16 protein-coding genes are annotated in these 18,983 nt (G+C 39.6%); 5 read left to right on the top strand and 11 right to left on the bottom strand.

Annotated features, from left to right (window positions below; translation table 11 throughout):
• Positions 1-33 precede the first annotated feature (33 nt).
• The 5 genes from pcp to VEI_RS00810 form a co-directional block, all read right to left on the bottom strand.
• Positions 34-687, bottom strand: coding sequence for a pyroglutamyl-peptidase I (gene pcp / locus VEI_RS00830; RefSeq protein ID WP_059361299.1), 654 nt, complete (start codon positions 685-687; stop codon positions 34-36).
• Between the two features lie 47 nt (positions 688-734).
• Positions 735-1,664, bottom strand: coding sequence for a DUF979 domain-containing protein (locus VEI_RS00825; RefSeq protein ID WP_059361297.1), 930 nt, complete (start codon positions 1,662-1,664; stop codon positions 735-737).
• Between the two features lies 1 nt (position 1,665).
• Positions 1,666-2,415: a DUF969 domain-containing protein gene (locus VEI_RS00820; RefSeq protein ID WP_059361295.1), complete on the bottom strand. Its 750-nt coding sequence runs from the start codon at positions 2,413-2,415 to the stop codon at positions 1,666-1,668.
• A 238-nt stretch (positions 2,416-2,653) separates the two neighbouring features.
• Positions 2,654-3,139, bottom strand: a complete 486-nt coding sequence (locus VEI_RS00815) for a GNAT family N-acetyltransferase (protein ID WP_059361293.1) — start codon at positions 3,137-3,139, stop codon at positions 2,654-2,656.
• A 211-nt stretch (positions 3,140-3,350) separates the two neighbouring features.
• Complete coding sequence (locus VEI_RS00810; RefSeq protein WP_059361290.1) at positions 3,351-5,153, bottom strand: S-layer homology domain-containing protein; 1,803 nt, start codon at positions 5,151-5,153, stop codon at positions 3,351-3,353.
• A gap of 680 nt (positions 5,154-5,833) precedes the next feature.
• On the opposite strand from VEI_RS00810, the gene VEI_RS00805 reads away from it, so the two are divergent.
• A complete protein-coding gene (locus VEI_RS00805; RefSeq protein ID WP_059361288.1) occupies positions 5,834-6,106 on the top strand; it encodes a hypothetical protein in 273 nt (90 codons plus the stop codon).
• Between the two features lie 122 nt (positions 6,107-6,228).
• Here VEI_RS00805 and VEI_RS00800 read toward each other — a convergent pair whose 3' ends face one another.
• Together VEI_RS00800 and VEI_RS00795 are read right to left on the bottom strand one after the other, a co-directional pair.
• Positions 6,229-6,729 (bottom strand): ECF transporter S component, encoded by a 501-nt coding sequence (locus tag VEI_RS00800; RefSeq protein WP_059361283.1) that lies wholly within the window; start codon positions 6,727-6,729, stop codon positions 6,229-6,231.
• 196 nt (positions 6,730-6,925) lie between these two features.
• The gene (locus VEI_RS00795; protein ID WP_059361280.1) at positions 6,926-8,392 is read right to left on the bottom strand and encodes a DASS family sodium-coupled anion symporter; all 1,467 of its coding nucleotides are present in this window, start codon (positions 8,390-8,392) and stop codon (positions 6,926-6,928) included.
• A gap of 219 nt (positions 8,393-8,611) precedes the next feature.
• Between VEI_RS00795 and VEI_RS00790 the strand changes: the two genes are divergently transcribed.
• Together VEI_RS00790 and VEI_RS00785 are read left to right on the top strand one after the other, a co-directional pair.
• Complete coding sequence (locus VEI_RS00790) at positions 8,612-10,471, top strand: ABC transporter ATP-binding protein (protein ID WP_059361278.1); 1,860 nt, start codon at positions 8,612-8,614, stop codon at positions 10,469-10,471.
• On the top strand, positions 10,468-12,342 hold the full coding sequence (locus tag VEI_RS00785) for an ABC transporter ATP-binding protein (protein WP_223209306.1): 1,875 nt from the start codon (positions 10,468-10,470) through the stop codon (positions 12,340-12,342). The genes VEI_RS00790 and VEI_RS00785 overlap by 4 nt, the downstream gene beginning before the upstream one ends.
• Before the next feature lie 202 nt (positions 12,343-12,544).
• Here VEI_RS00785 and VEI_RS00780 read toward each other — a convergent pair whose 3' ends face one another.
• The 4 genes from VEI_RS00780 to VEI_RS00765 form a co-directional block, all read right to left on the bottom strand.
• Entirely contained in the window at positions 12,545-13,369 is an 825-nt protein-coding gene (locus tag VEI_RS00780; RefSeq protein ID WP_059361276.1) for a MetQ/NlpA family ABC transporter substrate-binding protein, read from the bottom strand.
• A 52-nt stretch (positions 13,370-13,421) separates the two neighbouring features.
• Positions 13,422-14,093, bottom strand: a complete 672-nt coding sequence (locus VEI_RS00775) for a methionine ABC transporter permease (protein ID WP_059361274.1) — start codon at positions 14,091-14,093, stop codon at positions 13,422-13,424.
• Positions 14,093-15,115 carry a methionine ABC transporter ATP-binding protein gene (locus VEI_RS00770; RefSeq protein ID WP_059361272.1) on the bottom strand — a complete coding sequence of 341 codons (1,023 nt, stop codon included), beginning with the start codon at positions 15,113-15,115 and terminating at the stop codon, positions 14,093-14,095. Before VEI_RS00770 ends, VEI_RS00775 begins: the two co-directional genes overlap by 1 nt.
• A gap of 203 nt (positions 15,116-15,318) precedes the next feature.
• Positions 15,319-16,185: a DMT family transporter gene (locus VEI_RS00765; RefSeq protein WP_059361270.1), complete on the bottom strand. Its 867-nt coding sequence runs from the start codon at positions 16,183-16,185 to the stop codon at positions 15,319-15,321.
• Positions 16,186-16,554: 369 nt separating this feature from the next.
• Between VEI_RS00765 and pflB the strand changes: the two genes are divergently transcribed.
• Entirely contained in the window at positions 16,555-18,672 is a 2,118-nt protein-coding gene (gene pflB / locus VEI_RS00760; RefSeq protein ID WP_059361268.1) for a formate C-acetyltransferase, read from the top strand.
• A gap of 67 nt (positions 18,673-18,739) precedes the next feature.
• Positions 18,740-18,979, top strand: coding sequence for an autonomous glycyl radical cofactor GrcA3 (gene grcA3 / locus VEI_RS00755; protein ID WP_024066082.1), 240 nt, complete (start codon positions 18,740-18,742; stop codon positions 18,977-18,979).
• Positions 18,980-18,983 lie beyond the last annotated feature (4 nt).

Raw genomic sequence — 18,983 nt, 5'->3', positions numbered from 1 at the left:
ACAGCCTCTTAGTATATAACAAACTACAACACCTTATTCATGTGGAGTTGTGTATGTAATGTTTTGTGCTTCGTAGCTTTCACCATGAGCCAATACGTGAACGATTGTTTCTAGTGTAGCACGTACTGTTTCAACGGCCATACTCGGTTGATCTGGCTTATTCACTACTTGTGCTGGCAAGTACGGAATGTGCATAAAGCCCACCTTGATACCGCCCTTTTGAGCTGCATAGTGCAATACGCCATACATAATGTGATTACATACAAATGTACCCGCTGTGTTGGACACCTTTGCCGGAACGCCTGCTTGGTGCAACGCATTCACCATATCCTTGATAGGAAGTGTAGCAAAGTATGCACTTGGACCATGGGCCACAACAGGTTCATCAACTGGTTGGTTGCCAGCATTGTCCGGAATACGGAAATCATCACAGTTAATGGCTACCCGTTCAATGGTAATATCTGGGCGCCCACCTGCTTGACCTACACAGAGAATAAAATCAGGATTGCATTGTTCAGCTGCTGCTATAGCAGTTTCTACAGATTTATAACGTACGGTTGGCACCATTTGAGTGATCACCTTGTAGTCCCCATCTGTATAGCCTTCCATTGTTTTTACTGCTTCCCACGCAGGATTAACACTTTCACCACCAAAAGGATCAAAACCTGTAATTAAAATTGTTTTCATTCTAGTACCTCATAACAACATACAATGATGTTGTGTACACTTATGGATTAAAGGAAATAGTACATTAATAAAATGTTCAATACAAGCATAACTACAGCAACAGGAATTTGTGCTTTAATAACGCCGTACGCATCTTTCATTTCAAGAAGCGCTACAGGAACGATGTTAAAGTTCGCAGCCATAGGTGTCATCAAAGTGCCACAATAACCAGCAAGCATCGCAATAGGTCCAATGATAGCAGGGTTAGCGCCATGAGCAACTACAAGCATAGGAACGCCGATAGCACTTGTGATCATCGCAAATGCTGCAAAGGCATTACCCATAATCATTGTAAATAATGCCATACCGATACAATAGGCTACAACGATAAGGAATACATTATCCGCAGGCACAACGCTTGCAACAGCACTAGAAATAATCTTGCCTACCCCTGCAAGGTTGAATAAATAGCCAAGAGCGGCTAACAATTGGGACAAAATAGCAGTCCAACCGATGGCATCGATAAGACGACGGCCTTCATGGAAACCTTGTTTAACATTGGCTCTTGTAATATAAAGGGCTGCGAGCATTGCGAAAATCGCTGCAATAGCAAGACCTACAAGAGCACCGAGTTTAGTAAAGAAACCAATAATAAAAGTAATGATACCTACCATTAACGCTGGAATGAAAATTACATTACCAATGCGTAACGCTTCAAGTTTCTTAAAGTCGATAGGGGATTCAAAGTAAGCACCTTTACCCAGTTGTTTAATTAAAACAATACCGGCCATAACCATTACGAGCCAGCCATTGATTTCTTTAGACAAGTAGGATCCAAAAATAAAAGATACACTGTATATAAGCCAGAATAATCCTGTACCAATACGATGTTTGTGCTCTTTATCAAGAAAAGATAGAATCGAGAATATGAATAAAATAATCCCTACGAGAAGGTATACATAATCTAAGGGTTTCATTTGATTTAATAGTTCCATCATTTTATTTCCCCTCCTTCTCTAGTTCTTCTGGTGTTACTAGAATATTTAGCTCATTAGGTACCAGTTTACCAGCTTTCATATCTGCTTCGTCCTGTGCCATATAGCCTTGAATTGTTTTGTCAAAGATAAAGAAACGAATGACGCTAACTACATACGCACAGATTGCTGTTGGCAGTCCATAAAGCACCATATCGGTAAGTTCTACAGTATAACCAAGTTGCTCCATAACGCCTTTAATTAAAAGTAATCCACCGGCAGCCAAAAATAAATTTTGACCAAAGAAATTGCCTATGTTATCAGAGGACGCTGCTACACCACGAATTTTATCAAGTGTACGTTGAGAGATAGGACGACCTTGTGCTACTGCGGCCTCACTCATTGGTGCAATGAGTGGCCGAACCATGGCTACAACACCTGACATACTAATCCCTAATGCCACTGTCACTTGACGGACAAATAGGTAAATCATGAAAATGCGACCTGCTGTAGCGGCATGAATCTTACCAATTAAAATTTCTGCTCGTTCACGCAAACCATGACGTTCCATAATACCAATTACAGGCAAAATCAAAATAAATAATGACATATAACGATTTTTAATAAAAGCCTCACCGATAGCACCAACGATATCATTTATGCTAAGGCCAGCTGCAAGACCCGTTGCAAAACCTGCTGCAACAACAACTAACAAGGCATTAAAGCGAAGCATCAAACCGATAACCATCACCAAAATACCAGACAAAACTAACATAGTGTCACATCCTTTCAAAAAATATCTATGATCTGCTTCTGACACATAGATACACTACATAGTATATATTAGATATCTGATAGCCAAACTCCTGCATAAGCAATAAAAAAGAAAACCTTGCACATTAAACCTATTTAATACTCAACCAAATAGATTGATATATCAATTAAATTTATATGCAAGGTATAGTTGTAATATTAAGGTATCCTATAGATACTCGTAGAAGCCTATACGGTTACTATAACAAATCTTTTTTAAACAATACTGTAGTGTGTTGTTTCCCTCTAAAATGAACTTGATCATATGCTTTGAAACCAAATGACTCATACATCTTAGGCAACCACGGATGTTCTTTAGCAGTACCAAGCGTAACTGAATGAGTCTTAAATTGACTCTTCAATAGTTCCTCTGCATACCCTAGTGTTTCCCGCGCATAGCCTTTACCTTTGAAAGCTGGCGCTGTTACAAAATGTGCAATATGTGGATATTTATCAGGTGTAGAATATTTAACCCAAGGCATACAAAATGTAATGGAACTTACTAATTGCCCATCGATATACAAGCCATATACAGGATAATTTTCTATCCACTCTTTTGACTCTTCTTCCGTAAAGTCTATAGCATCAAAGGTAATTGGAAAGTCTTTGATAGCTGCATAACCGTCGATTAAAACCTTATAATATTCTGCTGTATCTGCTACTGTTAATTGTCTAAATTCTTTCATTGTCTTGCCCTCATATTTATATTTTTATTCATAAATTATGTATATTTATTTGTCGATGAAAATTATTATACACCTGCATGTATCAAAATGCAATATTTTTACATAAATATTAGATGAAGTTTTATATAAAATAAAAACAGGATGTATCAAGAAGATACATCCTGCTTTCAGAGCTTTCACAAGCTCGAGGGGAAGTTATATTATAAAAGAATTATTGGTAAATACGGGACCCGTATACGTCACGTTGGTTTTCTGGTTCGTTGTTAACGCGAACACGTTCAGTTTTATGACGATTATTGTCAGCACCAGCAATGCGATCGATGCGGAAGTGGTTAAGACGGATGTTTTGTAATTCAGGACCGAATTCATCCATTGCACGACGCATGTTGTCATCGATAGGAGCACCATTTTGAAGTGCACGATACAACATAGTTGCGAATTCATAACGAGACATAGTCGCATCGCCTTTGAATGTGCCATCAGGATAGCCAACAAGGATACCATTACCAGCCAATTGGCTAATGTATTGGTAAGCCCAATGGTTGCGAGGAACATCTGGGAATTCAGCTGTTTTGCTAGGATCGATTGCATGTGGATTCAAGATTTGTAACAAGTTATTATATTTGTTTTCAATATCTTGAAGACGTGCGTTTAATTCAGCAATTTCACGACCCATAGCTACGCGGGAACGAGATTCAGGAGAGCGTTTACCAAGACGGATGGATACGCCTGCATTTAATTGAGTCTCACCAGTACCGATTGTACCACCAACGGAGAACATTGTATCTTCGTTTGGACGGTAGTAAGCACCTAATGCACCAGCATTTGCATTATGGTAATGACCATAACCAGCTGCTATAGTCCATTTGTCATCTGGGTTGAAATCTAGTGGATGTAATGCAGCTAATGCAGCAGAACCTGCACCTACTTTATTAACACGTTGTTCCACATTGCCTACACGGTTAGTCAAGTTAGTAATATTATTATTAATTGCACCAGGTGTGGAGTTATTAATTTGAGTTTGTAATTCATTGGCTACGGAGTACAATTGGCTACCGTTTACAGCATCTGTAGATGTAGCAGAGATTTGACCTGCCGCTACATTTTTAAGTTGACGTGCACTATTGCTGTCTTTAGCAAAAGATACGGAACCATTAGCAGCAGAACCTACACCAGCAAAGCCAGTATATGTATGGCCTGCTACAGTTGCACTAGTTTCAGCTGTTGCAGCACTTGTAACAGCTTCGTGACCTAAAGCAACGGAGTTAGTATGTGTTGCTTCCGCATGATCACCCATAGCCATGGAGAATTCTGCCTTTGCCATAGAGTCAGAACCAAATGCATTCGCACGTACTGCAGTTGCTTCTGCACCTGCACCATATGCTTGAGAATGATCTTTTATAGCTTTTGCAGAGGAACCAATTGCTGTGGAGTGGTTATCTAAAGCCCAAGCACTAGAACCGATTGCATTAGATTTATAACCTACAGCACGAGTTTCATAACCTACAGCTACGGCACGGTCTGCACCATCTTGACGAGGTGTATACAAAGCAGTTACCTGTGGATCAGTGATAACGTTTGGATTTGCTACAAATTCACCAGCAATTGCACGAGCACCAATAGCAACTGTACCAACACGAGTTGCTTCAGCACTATGACCAATAGCAGTAGCATCATTTAATGTTGCTTTAGACTTATTACCAATAACAAGAGCGGAATCACCACTTGCAGTGTTACCAGTACCAATAGCTACTGAACCAGACGCGTAAGTATTATTTACACGAGTTGCAGTGTCTGGTTCATTATCATTAACACGATCACGGAATGTATGGTCTGCAGCGGAAACAGTATTATCCATACCAAAAGCAACAGAATCAAAGGTACCAGTAAGTGTATTATTAGTACCAGCTTGAACAGGTGCAGCCGCACTCGCTGGTACCACACTCATACCAAGGGCCGCAAGAGCTGCCAACGCAGCAATGGCAAATTTTTGGGAACGCTTATTTTCTCTCATTTTAACATCCTCTTTTAAATAAAACCAACTTACAATACAAAAACATGCATTATCTTTCAATCATACCCCTCAAAATACAATTTAAAGATATTTTATATTGTTTTGTTGCAAAAGAGTGTATCAAAAAATATAAACATTCACAAGCAACACCATGTTAGGCCACCACTACATTCGATTTTCTCACCTTACCACAACCAGTATTTTCATCATTTCTTCATGTATATAAAATGAAAGAAATCCAGCATTCTTCATGTTATCTTTATTATTAAATTTTACATAAAAGATTACTAGCACTATAAATCATCTTATATTATGCGTATTTTACTACTCAAACTATTCCTGTTTTTATAAACTTTTTAACCTGATTATTTTCTATAGAATATATTTTTAACGCTCTTCATGAAGAATTATGAAGATTTATACATATCTATAATCTAATTCCTATTCGACTACTTATTTATCCACTCAACTTATTAAACAAAACTGTATATATCTCAATACAAAATAAAAGATGGTGCCATCACAATGAATGGCACCATCTTTTATAATCACGAATTATGTATATAGTAAACTCTATAATTTCTATGGTCAGATGTGGTGAATTTACAATTGTGTGAATACAATATATAATAACTATAAATAAACTTATTTTGGTTCGTACTATACAAGGAGAGAACATTATGGAACAAATGAATCAAAGAGGAAAATACTTGTTATATGCTGGCATTGTGTGTTTAGTGATTGCCATTGTAATCTTATTCATCATTCCAGATCCATCTGCAAATAATGTAGAGGTTATGAAAAAAGCTACTAATGCGATGCAAGCAGCGCAAGAAATTTCCAAAAATAATCAAACTAGCATTCTAATGCATACTATCGGTATGGCCCTATTAGGTTTCGGCATTACTGCATCTGTAGGCGGTTTTATTCTTAAATCTATGAAGAAAAAATAATAACGATTCAATACATAAAAGGTGTTATCACATCCTATATCAAAACAGTACAAACTGTAATTGATTTACGCAGGATATGATAACACCTTTTTAGCATATATGACAAAGAATATCATCGTGCCTTATCTAACCCGTTTTGTTACGAGAAGAGCTAAAAGAATCCCTAAAGACGATGTCACCAATTGTGGCCAGCTAGATACAAATAGCATTGTGTTTACAATCTTTGGTGGGAATTGGAATAGTGAAAAGAACAAAGAATAACCACCAAAGAGAACACCTGCTTTTACCAAGGCCGCCACGATAATAAGCAATACCTTCGGTTTATGTTGTAACCAGTGCGCTACGAATACATAGGCTGTCGTGCCAAGGCCCGTAATCAAAATAAACGGTGGCAATGGCAACATGCCCTGTAAATGTGCCACTACGGGAGCAATCCAAGCGATAACGAGACCATTTTTCCAACCATAACGCCATGTGGCAAGTACAAAGGTAGCGGACGTAATAGAACCGATGAGGAACATACTCACCTGATTAGGAATAAATGGGAAAATGAGGCGTAAACTTTGCGCCAATAAGGCTACGGCCAACAATAGGCCTGTGCCCGTAATAGACTTTGTAGACATAATAATAAACACCTCCACCAGAAATCTAGATAAGAATTTTACTATTACATCACTATTATATTTATTTTTTTAGATTTGTCGAGATTTATCGAGTTTAATCAAATTTTGCCATTTCAGGATAAAAAGAAGCCGCATTGTATCTACTAAGCGACTTGCAGCGAATGGAGCGCAAGGAGATACAATGCGGCGGAGCACTTTATCCTAAAAGTGGCATTACGAACTGAATCCATGGAATCCCCACCACGATAAAGATAGCGAGGTAGATAATTCCAAAGATAGCGCCTAATTTCCAGAATTCAGGACCTTTGTTATAGCCACTAGCAAACCAAATTGGGCTGTGACCAGTACCATATGGTGTAAGGATCCCCATAATACCCATTGGTACTAACAGAATTAACATAACTTGAGCTGGATCAACACCAGGAATTTGAAGAATTAGAGTAGCAAACAAGCCTACCATAGCTGTTACATAAGCAGTACCAGAAGCAAAGAAGTAACGAAGCAAGCAGAATGCTAATAACAAACCAAGAACTGCCATTGTAGGATCCAAAGAAACCAAAGAACCACCAGCAGATTTAGCAAGCCAGTCTAAGAAGCCTACATTTTTAAGGCCAGAAGCCATAGGTACGAGTGTAGCAAACCAAGTCAAAACATTCCATGCTGGTTTGTTAGCAAGGAAGTCTTGCCATGTCATAATCTTAGTGAAAATCATCAAAATAATAACAATCAAAGCTGTTGTTGTAGGGTTTACTTTGAATGTAGAGGCACCAATCCACAACACAAGAGCCAATACAGAAATTAAGGCCATGAAGATTTCACTGCGTGTCATGGAGCCTAGTTTCTTATACTCATCCTTTGCCCATTCTGCAATTTCAGGGGAACCTTTTACCTCTGGTTTGCAGAATACATATGTCAACAATGGAGTGATGATGAACAAGATAAGGCCTACTGGCAAGAATGCGAGGAACCATGTCCCCCAGTTCGCCGCTACGATACCAGCTTTAGCAGACAATTCTAGAGCCAATGGGTTTGGCGCTGCACCAGTCAAGAAGATAGAGCTAGACACACATGTAGTTGCCAACGCTACCCAGTTCAAATAGGAACCAATTTTACGAGGATTCTTATCTGGATAGGAGTCAAACATTGGACAAATACTAGATACGATTGGATAAATCGTACCACCAGAACGAGCCGCATTACTTGGAATAAATGGAGCCAACACAAGGTCCGTAATAGCAATGGCATAACCAAGACCTAAGGAAGACTTACCAAGCTTTGCTACGAGGAACAAGGCAATACGGCGGCCAAGGCCAGAGTTTTCATAACCAATACCAATCATGAAAGCGGCAAAGATCAACCATACGATGGCATTAGAGAAACCACTAAGGCCCCAGCTGATAGCTTGCGCATCAGTAATCGCCTTAGCGACACCGGTTGCTTTATCTACCACAGGGGCAGGACCAACCTTAAACAACATAGATACAGTAACTGCAATGATACCGATAAAAGCTGGTGGGATTGGTTCTAAAATCAACCCTACCACGAGGCCAGCGAAAATACTTACATAAATCCAAGAATTTGCGCTAAGACCTTCAGGAGCACCGATGAGCCATACAATAATAGCTACTACAAGCGGTGCGAATAATTTCCAATTCAACTTCATTAGAAACTCTCCTTACTACTTCAAAACAAAAATTGCAAATAAAATGCCTATTTAGTATATCAAAAATTTTAATAAGATGATATAAACTTAATCATAATACTTATTAATTGCTAATAAACTTTTAGTAATAAATTTCATCCTACTAGATAATTTTAATTTTATGCAATATAATATATATCTAAAATTGTTAATTCAGCTAATTTTACTGAAAGGATTTAAATGAAACCATTCATACACTATATAAAACCTTTATGGTTTCCTATCATCATCGTATCGGTCCTTTCGTTACTCACTGTAGCAGGCACATTATATATACCAACATTAACGGCAACCATCATCAATGATGGTGTCCTTAAAGGCGACCTAGAGATGATTACCAACTCTAGCATGAACATGCTTATTGTAGCATTACTAACCGTCCTATCCGCTATTCTAGGCGTTGCTATGAGTGCTCATATTTCAGCATCTGTAGGCAAGGTATTGCGTGACGATCTAGTGAAAGCACTACAATACTTTTCACTCCGCGACTTTACGCACTTTGGTACCGGCACCATATTGATGCGCACAAGCAGGGACGTAGAAAAAATTCAATCTTTTCTCGGGGAAGGTTTAAATATGATCCTCCCTATGCCACTCATGATTTGCGTCGGTCTAGGACTTACCTTCTATAAGAGCTGGCAACTAGGTCTCGTCATCCTTGCTGTTATGGCTTGCATGATACTTACCATTATCTTTATTGAAAGTCGCGCCTTGCCAATTATCAAAGCTATACAATTAAAGCTAGATGATATTACTGATCTGGTCCGAGATCATATCGTAGGTATGCCTGTTATCAGAGCTTTCAACAGGAGAACCTACGAAAACGACAAGGAATTTGTTATTTTTACAGAATCCGCACAACTGAACAAAAAACTGCACCAAACCTTTGCCATCGGTTTACCGACGATACTCATTCTATTTAATATGAGTACCGTAGCTATTCTCTGGTTCGGCGGCTACAATGTCAGTATGGGCTCCCTACAAGTTGGTGATATCATGGCCGTTATCGAATATGCAAACCTCATCCTATTGAGCATGCTCATGGCCATATTCGTAATTATCGACATCCCGGAAGCTATCGTGTGTTACGCTCGTATTCGTGAGTTATTAGAACACGAAAATACCGATACATTCCCTGAACCATATGTTAGTAGTATGACAAATTCAATTTCTCAATCTACTAAGTATTCTACTAATCAAGGAAGCTACCAAAACTCTACGGCTACGGCAATGACAACCGCAATCGCAACGGCAACGGCAACGGCAACGGCAACGGCAAACGATACTACACCACTTTTGGAATTCCGCAACGTTACCTTCCGTTACGATAATGCTGAGTCCCCTGCGCTGGAAAATATCTCCTTTAAGGTACATCATGGCGAGACGTTAGCGATCATGGGTGATATTGGATCTGGTAAAAGTACAATCACTAATCTTATCCCTCGCCTCTTCGCTATTGAATCTGGAGATATTCTCTTTAAAGGTAAATCCATCTATAAGTGGAATGTAGATGACTTGCGAGCTCATATTGGCTATGTACCACAAAAGGCTTATTTGTTTACCGGAACTATCGATATGAACGTTCGATATGGAGCCGCATCAAACCAAGTACTGTCAGTAGAAGATGTAGAAAATGCATGCCACTTGTCTAAGGCAGATGAGTTTATCAATCGTCTCGACGGTGGTTACCAGTATATGGTTTCCCAAGGTGGTACCAATCTATCAGGTGGTCAACGGCAACGCCTTGCTATGGCTAGAGCCTTAGTGCGTAAACCTGATTTATTCATATTCGACGATAGCTTTTCCGCCCTAGACGGCACTACCGAGCGTGCTGTTCGTACAGCACTACATGAGGAATTACAAAAGGACAATCGGCCAGCCCTCATTTCTGTGGAGCAAAAGGTAAGTGCTGCAAAAAAAGCAGACCATATTCTAATCATCAACAGAGGTCAAATTGCAGGATATGGCACACATAATGAGCTAGCAACTACCTCAACTGTATATCAACAAATTTTAGCATCTCAGGAGGTGACAGCATGAGCCCATTACGTCGTTTCCTAGTCGAATCTAAAAGCCAATGGAGCTGGCTCGCTCTCCTCATCTTAGCACTTATTACTGCGGCTATATTTGAGGTCTCCGCTCCAGTGTTACTTGGTAAAGTGGTAGATGCTATTGTTAGTGGATTACAAACAAATCAAGATATCAATACTATCTTTGCCTCTATTGATACAATCATCCTCTGGCTCATTGCCATCTATAGTGGGCATGCTTTATTCACCTACTTTGGGGAATACATGATGGCTTCTATCGGTTCAAAAACAGTACTCTCTTTACGTACACGCATGAGTACTCATTTATACTCATTGCCGATCGAGTACTTTCACGATCACCAGCGGGGCGATTTACTAAGCCGCCTTACGTCTGATTTAGATGCTGTAGCAGAAACAATCGGTGAAGGTGTACCAGGCCTCGTATCCGCCATTATCGGCATTATTGGTGCTACTGCTATGATGCTTTGGATTAGCCCCATATTAGGGGCCTCCATTATCGGTATTATACTAGTCGGCATCGTATGTTTAACGTGGCTATCTAAACGAGCGCGCCGCGTGTACCTTAGAAATCAGAATGCCTTAGGCGCTTTCAATAGTGGCATTGAAGAAATCGTTGTAGGAAAGCCAATCATTCAAACCTTTGGCCTGGAAGATACTACAACGAATCAAGTACAGGTGCTGAACGAAAATCTATTTAAAAGTATGCGAAGCGCTGCTTTTACCAGTCAGCTCGTAGAACCTCTTGTTAAATTTCTAAATCAATTCACCTATTGCCTCGTCGCTATTCAAGGGGGCCTCATGGTGTTGCGTGGTGCTATTTCTATCGGTGATATCCAGGCCTTCTTCCTCTATGTAGGTCAAGTATCGGATCCACTCTCTCGTAGTTCCTACATTATGACAAAATTTCAAGAAACTGCCGCCGCTTTAGGCCGTATTTATGAGGTCATAGATACACCATCTGAAATCGATAATGGAAAACTTGTGTTATCTAATAGTAAATCCCCTATTAACACAGATACGATTGGCTCTGATTCCTCTATAATGGGTAATACCTCGAATCCTATAACGCATACAGGCACTATCGACTTTGAACATGTTGATTTTGGCTATACGCCGTCCAATGTGTTTATGAAAGATATCAATATCCATATTCCTGGCGGTTCCATGGTGGCCATCGTAGGCCCTACAGGTGCTGGTAAATCCACACTGGTAAACCTCATCATGCGCTTCTATGATATTATGAATGGCCGCATCACCATTGATGGAGTCGACATTCGTGATGTATCTCGTGAAAGCTTACATAATACGGTAGGCATGGTATTGCAAGATGCATGGATTTTCACAGGCACTATTGCTGATAACATCGGCTACGGTAAGCCAAATGCTACTCGTCAGGAAATCGAATATGTAGCAAAGCTGGCCATGGCAGATTACTTTATCCGTACCTTGCCAAATGGTTATGATACAGTGCTCAAACAAGGTGGTGATGACCTATCTCAAGGTCAACGCCAATTGATTACCATCGCTCGCGCCTTCTTGGCAGACCCTAGTATTCTCATCCTAGACGAGGCAACGGCTAACGTCGACACACGTACCGAAGTAGAGGTTCAAAAAGCGATGAACACACTCCTCAAAGGACGTACAAGTATCGTTATTGCCCATCGCTTGTCTACAATCAAAAATGCAGACTTCCTACTAGTAGTTGAAAATGGCACCATTGTGGAACAAGGGACACACCAAGAACTTATAGAGCGCGGTGGTCACTATAAAGAACTATACGAAAACTATGTGGCAGGAAGACGAGCCATGACAAGCAGCTTGATAGTACTGATAATTATATTGTTTTCGAAGCTTGTCTAAATCTTTTTCGTTTAGTATACTATTGTTAATCATAAACTGATTAACACTCATTTGTCCGCTTGATTGGACGTTATTGACTGTTAGTTGGTTTATTTTTTGTATTACCATACAATAGAATTATAGGAAAAAAGAACCACTCATAAGCTACAACTTATCAGTGGTTCTATTATTTACACACATATTTAATATGTATCTCTATTGATTATTCACCTTTTGGTACGAACCATAGGCCGTTATTATTTTTTTCCATATAGTCTTTGAATTCTTGAGAGTGGTATGCTGCCACAAGGTCTTTCGCCCATTGTGCATCTTTATTTTTTTCATTAACTACAACTTGCAATAACCATTGTGGCAATACATCTTCGTTTGCAAGAGCCGTTTTAGGATTAATTTTTGCATTATAAATGATAGCACCAGTAATAACAATATAATCGAAATCAGTACGCACAGAAGGAATTGTAAGGGATTTCATTTCTGTAAATTTAAGATGTTTAGGATTTTCAATAATATCTGCTTGTGTTACTGTCGCTAAATCTTTATTTGGATCAAGTTTAATCCAACCGATTTTTTGCAATAACGCATAAGCACGAGCCATGTTGGATGCATCATTAGGTACTGCAATTGTGTCCCCATCTGCCACTTGATCTAAAGATGTTTTAGAACCGCTAAAAATTCCTGCTGGCACTGTTGGAATTGGAGTTAAGGCTACAAGATGGCCATTTTGTTTTTCGTTGAAGTTTTTCATATATGCTGTATGTTGTTCAACATTGAAATCTACTTCACCATCACTCAACACTTGGTCTGCTTGTACCAAGTCAGACATATCTACACCTTTGAAGGTATAGCCTTGTTTCTCCAAAATTGGTTTAACACCTTTTTCGAATAATTCAGAGTAAGGTCCTTGCGACTTACTATAGGTTAATTCTTTCTTTGCTCCATTATCACTGTTATTGGAACCACAGCCTGCGATGAAAGCTACGCTAAATACTAATGCCGCACCAAGGGCAAGAAGTTTCTTAAATTTCATGGTATATCCTCCTATACTTTCACAATCAATATATTTAAAATTGTTTTACAAATTAAGAACGACGAGCTCGTCGCGCAAAATAGTTACCAATGGTCTGAATAATTTGTACAAAAACGATAAGAATAACAACAGTAAACAGCATAAGTGGGAAGTTTAACCGCTCATACCCATAGGTAAGTGCCAAATCGCCAACACCACCTGCACCAATAGCACCAGCCATAGCCGTAGCACCGATGAGTCCTATAGTCCCTGTCGTAACAGACAAAATTAAAGAACCTTTGGCTTCAGGTAATATAAAATGCCAAATAACCTCAAAATGAGAAGCCCCCATTGATTGCGCGGCTTCGATAATGCCTTTACTAACCTCTAAAATAGAATTTTCAAAAAGGCGTGCAAGGTATGGTGCAATAAAGATAACTAGTGGAACTATAGCCGCAGTAGTACCCACGCGTGTACCGACAATCATTTTTGTTAAGGGCAATATAAATACCATCAAGATAATAAATGGTACTGACCGTACCGTATTAACAATTGTATTTGTGATAGTGTAAATAATATTATTTCTAATAATTCCATTTGGGCTTGTTACGACTAATGTAACAGCCATAATGAGGCCCAGTATTGTGCCGAGAAATAGTGAGACAAACACCATAAACAAGGTCTGTTCTGCTGATAGCAATAACTGTGCCCCAGAAACACCTAATTCCTGTGAAAAGAAGTCCATTATATTTCTACCTCCTCCCAATCAACAGCTTGTGACAAAAGGTATTCTTTCACCTTACCCACTTCCAGGTCATTACCTATGAATTGAACTATGAACACGCCCAATACCGTATGTTCTAACTCAGTTACGGTAGCAAATAGCACACTAGTCTCTAGATCATAGGTCTTATTAATATGATGAAGCACATTATCCGTTGTATTACTACCGAGAAAATGCATCTTCAAAATCGTATACTCTCGCTTTTCACAAGCCAATGTATGTTTTACTGTTGTAGGAATTTCATCTGGAATCACGGTTCTTACAAATCGTTTTGTTGTATTATGCTTAGGTTTGCTAAACACTTGCAATACAGAGCCTTCTTCTATAAGATGACCTTTTTCCATAACGGCTACACGGTTACAGATTTTTTGAATTACATCGATTTCATGTGTAACGATGACAATCGTTATACCTAATTCGCGATTCACCCGTTCTAAGAGCTGAAGTATAGATTCAGTTGTATCTGGATCAAGTGCACTTGTCGCTTCATCACATAATAGAATAGATGGATCTGTTGCAAGTGCACGAGCAATACCGACGCGCTGTTTCTGTCCACCAGATAACTCATCTGGGTAGGCATTAGCCTTATCCGATAAGTCAACAAACGCTAAGAGGGACTTAACCTTCTTATCTATCGTTTTCTTGGGAACACCATTTAAAACAAGAGGAATTGCTACATTATCATATACAGATTTAGCATTCAGCAGGTTAAACTGCTGAAAAACCATGCCAATACGTTTACGGATTTTTCTTAGCTCATTAAAGCTGAGGCTATTAATATTAACGCCATCAATTTCGACATAACCTGTTGTAGGCATTTCAAGAGCATTAATCATCCGTAATAATGTTGATTTTCCAGCACCACTAAAACCAATAATGCCAAAGATATCTCCTTTTTCAATTGTGAAAGTTACATTCTCTAAAGCTGTAACCTTTTGCTTATTATAATTAAACTCTTTGGTTAAATTATGTATAGAGATCACACTATCACCCCTTATTTATTCCCATTAAATGCAAGGGAATTAACTTTATTTTAAATCATATCTTGAAAGTATGTTTTAACTGTAGGTTAAGAATACTACACTTAAAAAAAACTGTCAATAAGAAAATCCCCTAATAAGTTTTCCACTTATCAGGGGATTTAAATTCTAGCAACGCGCTATATCCGAGATTATATATTTAATTGTTATCGACATTTATTAAACATATACAAGGAACCTAATATAATAGGCGCCCCAATATATAGTCCCATATCTGGTATTTCTCCTACGAGTATCGCAGCACCTATGGCTGCTACTACTGGGGAGAGATACATAAAATTCGTCACATCAGATACACGTTCCGCATGTTCTAATGCATAGCTCCAGAATACAAAGCCCAATGCGCTGGAGAAGAAGGCCAAATACATAATAGCTGCCCATGTACTTGCAGGTGCAGCAGCAATATTGGCAACGGATTGCGATACAAAGGGCAGGGACATAATAGCGCCGGTAAACATAGACCAAGTCGCTACGGTAATTGGATCATGTCCTTTTAAACTCAATCCGCGATTGACGATGTTATATATCGCAAAAAGCACCATACCCAGCAAGGTCCAAAATGCCCCGACTGGTATATTAATAGATCCATTCCAAAGAATAATGATGGCCACTCCTAGAAATGCGGTAATCGTAAACACCCATCCAATGGGTCTCATATAATCTTTATATACTACCAAAGCCATCAGTGCCGTTGTCATAGGCGTTAGTGCCATGATAATGCTCGATGTAGCTGCAGGAATGGTCATAAGCCCTTGATTAAATACGACTTGATATACAAAATTCCCTGTCATGCCAAGTACTATATATAAGCCCCACTCGCGCCAGCTCGTAGGAATATGTAATCCTCTAGCAACGCCGATTATAAGCATCAACATAGCTCCACCTACAACACGAGCCACAGAGAGAGTTAAAGAATCCACGTGTTGCAATGCTATTTTGCTACATGGAAATGCGGTTGCCCAAACAGCTATGGTCGCTAACGCCCCTAAGACGGCTTTCACCTGATTCGACATAACACTATGCCCCCTTTTTATCATTCAATATAGTTCAATTATACCCTCTTAGAGAATAAAATGTTACACCCCTGAAATCATCTTATCGACGAACCCAATATTACTGAAATATATTTTCATTATTTCAAAATAATATCAGCGAGCACAACACTTTATTATACAGGGTTAACAATTACATATCTATCACTATAGATACTGGTTTTTCCACATCTATTTTATATACCCCTCAATATAAATAACATCTATAGTTACGAAATTTGCATAGTATGTATTGAAAATTCATATCATTTATATATTGTGAGTTTTAGATAAACATTGTACACTAGATGTATCAAAATCTATAGTTATATCCATTTATGGAGGTGCAAAATGCAACATACTGCATGGAAAGATTTTAACACAGGTGTGTGGGATAAAGCGATTGACGTACGCGACTTTATCCAAAGAAACTATGTTCCCTATGAAGGGGACGACTCCTTCCTAGTTGGTCCTACAGAACGTACTACAAAATTGTGGGACAAGGTAATGAAACTATACGAAGAAGAACGCGAAAAAGGTGGCATGCTTGATGCCGATACTTCCGTGGCTACACACATCACTGCGCATGCGCCAGGATATATCGACAAAGACCTTGAAACAATCGTTGGTTTACAAACTGATAAACCACTCAAACGCGCTATGTTCCCTTATGGCGGCCTTCGTACAGCAAAATCCGCTATCGAAGAATATGGCTTTAAAATGGACCCTCAAACAGAGGACTTCTTCAAAAAGCATCGTAAAACTCACAACGATGGCGTATTCGATGTATATACACCAGAAATGCGTGCCGCTCGTACCGCACATATCGTAACTGGTTTGCCAGATGCGTATAGCCGTGGTCGTATCATCGGTGACTACCGTCGTATCGCATTATATGGTATCGACTATCTAATCGAAGAGAAAAACCAAGAATTCAACATCACTATGGGTGATATGCTTGAAGACGTAATCCGCGACCGCGAAGAAATTAAAGATCAAATCCGTTCCTTGAAGGAATTAAAAGAAATGGCTGCGTCCTATGGTTACGATATCTCCGAGCCAGCAAAAGACGTTCGCGAAGCTATGCAATGGATTTACTTCGGCTACCTTGGCGCTATTAAAGAGCAAAACGGTGCTGCTATGTCCATCGGCCGTAACTCTACATTCCTAGACATCTATGCTGAACGTGACCTTCGCAACGGTACATACACAGAGGAACAAATCCAAGAGTTCGTAGATCATTTCATCATGAAATTGCGCATGGTTCGCTTCGCACGTATCCACGAATACAACAACTTGTTCACAGGCGATCCTGTATGGACTACTGAATCTATCGGTGGTATGGGTACTGACGGTCGTACATTGGTTTCCAAAATGTCCTTCCGTTACTTACATACATTGACTAACCTTGGTCCTGCTCCAGAACCAAACCTCACTGTATTGTGGTCTCCTCGCATGCCTATCGGCTTCCGTCGTTTCTGTGCGAAATTATCCATCGAAACATCTTCCATCCAATACGAAAATGACGAATTGATGCGTCCTAACTCTGGCGATGACTATGCTATCGCATGTTGCGTATCCCCAATGCGTATTGGTAAGGAAATGCAATTCTTCGGCGCTCGTTCTAACCTAGCCAAATGCTTGCTTTACGCAATCAATGGCGGCGTTGACGAAAAACTTAAGAAACAAATTGGTCCTAAATACCGCCCTATCACGTCTGAGTACTTAGAATTCGACGAAGTATGGGAACGATTTGACGACATGATGGAATGGTTGGCTGGCGTATATGTAAACGCATTGAACATCATTCACTACATGCACGACAAATACGCGTATGAAAAATTAGAAATGGCATTACATGACCGCAAGGTAACTCGTTGGTTTGCAACTGGTATCGCTGGTTTATCCGTAGTAGCTGACTCCTTGTCTGCCATTAAATACGCTAAGGTAAAACCTATTCGCGACGAAAACGGCATCGCTGTTGATTTCGAAATCGAAGGTGAATTCCCTAAATATGGTAACGATGACGATCGTGTAGATAGCTTGGCTTCTATGGTTGTTTCCACATTCATGAACAAAGTGCGTAAACATCCTACATACCGTCAATCCGTTCCTACTATGAGCTTGTTAACAATTACTTCTAACGTAGTATACGGTACTGCAACAGGTTCTACTCCAGATGGCCGTAAAGCTGGTGAAGCTTTCGCTCCTGGCGCAAACCCTATGCATGGTCGTGATTCTCACGGTGCTGTAGCTTCGTTGTCTTCCGTTGCAAAAATGCCATGGCGCGATTGCTCTGACGGTATTTCCAATACCTTCTCCATCGTTCCAGACGCATTAGGTAAATCTGGTGAAACATTTGTAGCCGTAGGCGATTTTGATATTGAGTTAGACCCTTCTCAATTGCCTAACTGCAATACAAACTTCGCATGCAGCGAACCAAATGTTACTATAGAGGAAGAAAAATAATCTTCCATCGTATTGTATGCTTTCACCGGCATCAATACTCGTATTTTGGTTGAAAGGAGGAATACCCATGAGCAACCAACAACAAGTTGATAACTTGGTAGAATTATTGGATGGCTACTCCCAAAAAGGTGGTCACCATTTGAACGTTAACGTGTTCACTCGCGAAACATTGTTAGACGCTCAAAAACATCCTGAATTGTACCCTCAATTGACTGTTCGTGTATCTGGTTATGCAGTACATTTCAGCAAATTGACAAAACAACAACAGGACGAAGTTATTTCTCGTACATTCCATCAACAAATCTAATCGA

It is taken from the genome of Veillonella tobetsuensis (genome assembly GCF_001078375.1).
In the GTDB taxonomy this organism is placed as follows: domain Bacteria; phylum Bacillota; class Negativicutes; order Veillonellales; family Veillonellaceae; genus Veillonella; species Veillonella tobetsuensis.
Note: the sequence above shows the minus strand (reverse complement) of the source record. Positions and strands in the feature narration are given on the sequence as shown.